The sequence below is a fragment of the Paracoccus sp. L-17 genome, from assembly GCF_056857655.1.
In genome coordinates, this window is record NZ_JBSXNM010000006.1 from 1 (window position 1) to 3,412 (window position 3,412).

The window sequence follows — 3,412 nt, forward strand, 5'->3', positions numbered from 1 at the left end:
TTTGATCAAGGGGCGGTTTCGGCCCATTTTCGGTCATCCCTGATCAGGGCGTTTGCGAGGATCAGGAGCTTGCGCATGACGGCGGTGAGCGCGACTTTCGCCGGCTTTCCCGCGCTGCAGAGCGCCTGATAGGTCTGGCCGAGCTGCCGGTTGTGCCGGGTGGCGACGAGGGCCGGCATGTAGAGCGCCCGGCGCAGACCGCGTCGCCCACCGCCAATCCGCGACTGCCCCTTCCACCTGCCCGACTCGCGGGTGATCGGGGCAAGCCCGGCGAGGCTGGCGGCTTCCTTGCCATCCATCGAGCCCAGCTCGGGCATCTCAACGAGCATGGCGATCGCCGCGACGGGGCCGATGCCGGGGATCGACATCAGGATCACGAAGCGATGGGCGAGCAGCTCCGCGACGAGGCGCGCGAGTTCGGCGTCGATCTGCTCGATCTGACGTTCGACCTGCCGCAGACGCGCACGCAGCTGCGCCAGGACGACCTTGTTGCGCGCCGCCTGAAGACGGTTGCGGCAGGCGGTGCGATCCTTGATCAGGCCGAGACGCGCGATGTGCGGTAAGCACCCGGTTGTCACCGCCTGCCAGATTTCGGCGTGAGGGCGTAAGACACGTGCATAGCGACGTCGCTAACGACGTCTCTTGTGTGCGGAGGGGCTATGCGGGGCGAGGTTCTGGGTGTTGAGCGCCGTCGACGTTGGGACGATGAGGTAAAGCTGGCGATCGTGAGCGCGGTGGGGATCGACGGCGCGACGGTGACTCAGGTGGCGCACCGGCACGATGTGACGCGGCAGCAGATCTACGCGTGGCGCCACGAATTGAAGCGCAAGGGTCTGTGGTCTCCTGATGCGGGCGCGTTGTTCCTGCCCGCCGGCATGGTGCCCGCGATGGAGTTGACCGTGGTGGAGGATCAAACCCCGGCCACCACTCCAGTGGTCTGGGTTGAGTTGCGGCTTGCGAAGGGCCGTGTGCTTCGGTTCGAGAGCAACATCGACGATGGGGCGCTGTCTCGCCTGATCCGCGCGGTGGATGCCGCATGATCGGGCCGGGAACCGGGGTGCGGGTGTATCCGGCCTGCGGGGCAACGGATATGCGCAAGGGGATCGGGGGGCTGGCGGCGCTCGCGCAGGACGTGCTGCGCCAGAAGCCGACCGGCGGTGCAGTCTTTGCCTTCCGGGGCCGCAAGGGTGATCGGCTGAAGCTGCTTTACCGGGACGGCCAGGGGTTCTGTCTTTACTACAAGGTCCTCGAGCGCGGGCGCTTTCCATGGCCGAACACCAGTTCGGGGGCGGTGCGGCTGACCTCGGCACAGCTGGCGATGTTATGGGAAGGGATTGATTGGCGGCGGCCGGATTGGGGCGCGCCACCGGCCCGTGTCGGGTGATTTACCCGCCTGAAACGCCTTGTTTTCATGGCGCCACTTGATCGATCATGGTAGGTGATGGCATGTCGAGCGACACGCCCATCCTTCCCGAAGATCCCGCTGTTCTGAAGGCGATGATTGCCGCCTTGCAGGCGGAAAACGCAAGGATGGCGGCGACGATCAAGGCGCATGACCTGCTCATCCAGACGCTGCAAATGCGGATCGCAAAGCTCAGGAAGCAGGCCTTCGGCAAGTCCTCGGAGAAGATCGAGCGCGAGATCGAGCAGCTGGAACTTGCCCTCGAGGATCTGCTCATCGCCAGCGCCGAAAGCGCCACCACCCTGGCGGACGAAGACGAAGCGGATCCTGCCCCTGAGGCGAAGACTGGCGATGTGGACAAACACAAACCCCGCCGTCGTCCCCGCATCTCGGAGGCGACCCCGCGGGAGCGGCGCGAGCTCGATCCCGGCAGCTGCTGCCCGGATTGCGGTGGTGACCTGCGGCTCGTGGGCGAGGACATGAGCGAGATGCTCGACCTGGTCGCGGCACAGCTGAAGGTCCTGCAGATCGCGCGGCTGAAGAAGTCCTGCCGCCGCTGTGAGAAGATGGTGCAAACACCGGCACCCAGCCGTCCCATCCCCGGCAGCATGGCGAGCGCGGCCCTGCCGGCCTGGATCCTCGTCTCCAAATTCGATGACCATCTTCCCTTGTATCGCCTGAACGAGATCTTCGCCCGCATGGGGGCCGACATCCCGGACAGCACGCTGGTCGATTGGTGTGGGCGCGCGATGAAGGTGCTGACGCCCTTGGTCGAACGCATCGAGGCCGATGTGATGGCCAGCGACCTCCTCCACGCCGATGACACCCCGATCAGGGTGCTGAACCGGTCCCTCAAGGACCGCGGCCTCGGCAAGGGGGTGAAGCAGGGGCGGATCTGGGCCTATGTCCGCGATCCACGACCCTGGGCCGGAACCGCGCCACCCGCGGCGGTCTACCGCTTCGCCCCGGACTGGAAGCAAGAGGACGTCCAAAGCCATCTTGCCCAGGCCCGCGGCATCCTGCAGGCCGACGGCTACAAGGGCTATGCCAAGCTTTATGCACCCGACCCCGACGGCACGCCCCGTCTGCAGGAGGCGTCATGCCGGGCGCATTTGCGGCGTGACTTCCATGACGAATGGGACAAGACGAAATCCGCTATCGCGCGTGAGGCGCTCGACCGCATCGGCGCGCTTTACGACATTGAGCGTGAAATCAACGGGCAGCCCGCCGAGATACGCCTCCCTGCGCGGCAGAAGCACAGCGCCCCGAAGGTCGAGGCCTTCTTCGCCTGGTCCGAAAGCCAAATCATGCGGATCCCCGGTAAAGGGGACCTCGCCCGCGCGTTCCGCTAGGGGCTGGCCCGCAGGGCCTCGTTCAGCCTCTTCCTCACCGACGGCCGCGTGGCAATCGACAACAATGTCGCCGAACGCGCCCTGCGCCCGATCGGCATTGGCCGGAAGAACTGGCTCTTCGCGGGTGCCGACACCGGCAGCGAAACGCTGGCCCGCGCCATGACGATCATCGAGACGGCAAAGCTGAACGGCCTCGATCCGCAGGCATATCTCGCCGACGTGCTCGACCGCATCCATGACCACAAGATCAACCGACTCGACGAACTCTTGCCGAGGAACTGGGTGCCGATGGCCAACACTCAGGCCGTGGCCGCCTGATCAACCGCGGTGCCAACCGGCCGGTTACGATGTGCAACTCCCTGATTTCGTGCATGCTCTCGCTGCGAACCGGCGTGGCCTCGAGTTCGAGCACCGCGCCCATCCGTACAAGCATGGCGGCGTCGACGCGATCGGTCTTCGCCCCGTAACCCGCGGCCTGCGCGAACCGGCGCGTGCGTCCGGGATTCACCTTCACCAGCGCGTGGCCCGCCGCATCCAGCGCAGCCTCCATGTCGCGGTGATAGCGCCCGGTCGCCTCGTAGACGACGCGGACCGGGGTCTTGCCGATCCAGCGGCGCAGAGCCGCGAGACCCGCCTTGTCGTTGCCGAACCGGGCATG

General features: G+C 66.1%; 4 protein-coding genes and 1 pseudogene. 3 read left to right on the forward strand and 2 right to left on the reverse strand.

Annotated features, from left to right (window positions below; all coding sequences use genetic code 11):
- Positions 1-5 precede the first annotated feature (5 nt).
- The gene (locus tag AC13CR_RS00070; RefSeq protein WP_292958834.1) at positions 6-578 is read right to left on the reverse strand and encodes a transposase; all 573 of its coding nucleotides are present in this window, start codon (positions 576-578) and stop codon (positions 6-8) included.
- An 81-nt stretch (positions 579-659) separates the two neighbouring features.
- Between AC13CR_RS00070 and tnpA the strand changes: the two genes are divergently transcribed.
- From tnpA to tnpC, 3 genes and pseudogenes are all read left to right on the forward strand, one after another.
- Complete coding sequence (tnpA, locus tag AC13CR_RS00075; RefSeq protein ID WP_292958836.1) at positions 660-1,040, forward strand: IS66-like element accessory protein TnpA; 381 nt, start codon at positions 660-662, stop codon at positions 1,038-1,040.
- Positions 1,037-1,384 carry an IS66 family insertion sequence element accessory protein TnpB gene (gene tnpB, locus AC13CR_RS00080; protein WP_292958838.1) on the forward strand — a complete coding sequence of 116 codons (348 nt, stop codon included), beginning with the start codon at positions 1,037-1,039 and terminating at the stop codon, positions 1,382-1,384. The genes tnpA and tnpB overlap by 4 nt, the downstream gene beginning before the upstream one ends.
- A 62-nt stretch (positions 1,385-1,446) precedes the next feature.
- Positions 1,447-3,072: pseudogene (gene tnpC / locus AC13CR_RS00085) on the forward strand (IS66 family transposase).
- On the opposite strand, the gene AC13CR_RS00090 reads toward tnpC, so the two are convergent.
- Positions 3,002-3,412: IS110 family transposase (locus AC13CR_RS00090; protein WP_482919975.1), on the reverse strand; the 411-nt coding region annotated here is incomplete at its 5' end. The pseudogene tnpC and the gene AC13CR_RS00090 sit on opposite strands and share 71 nt — an antisense overlap.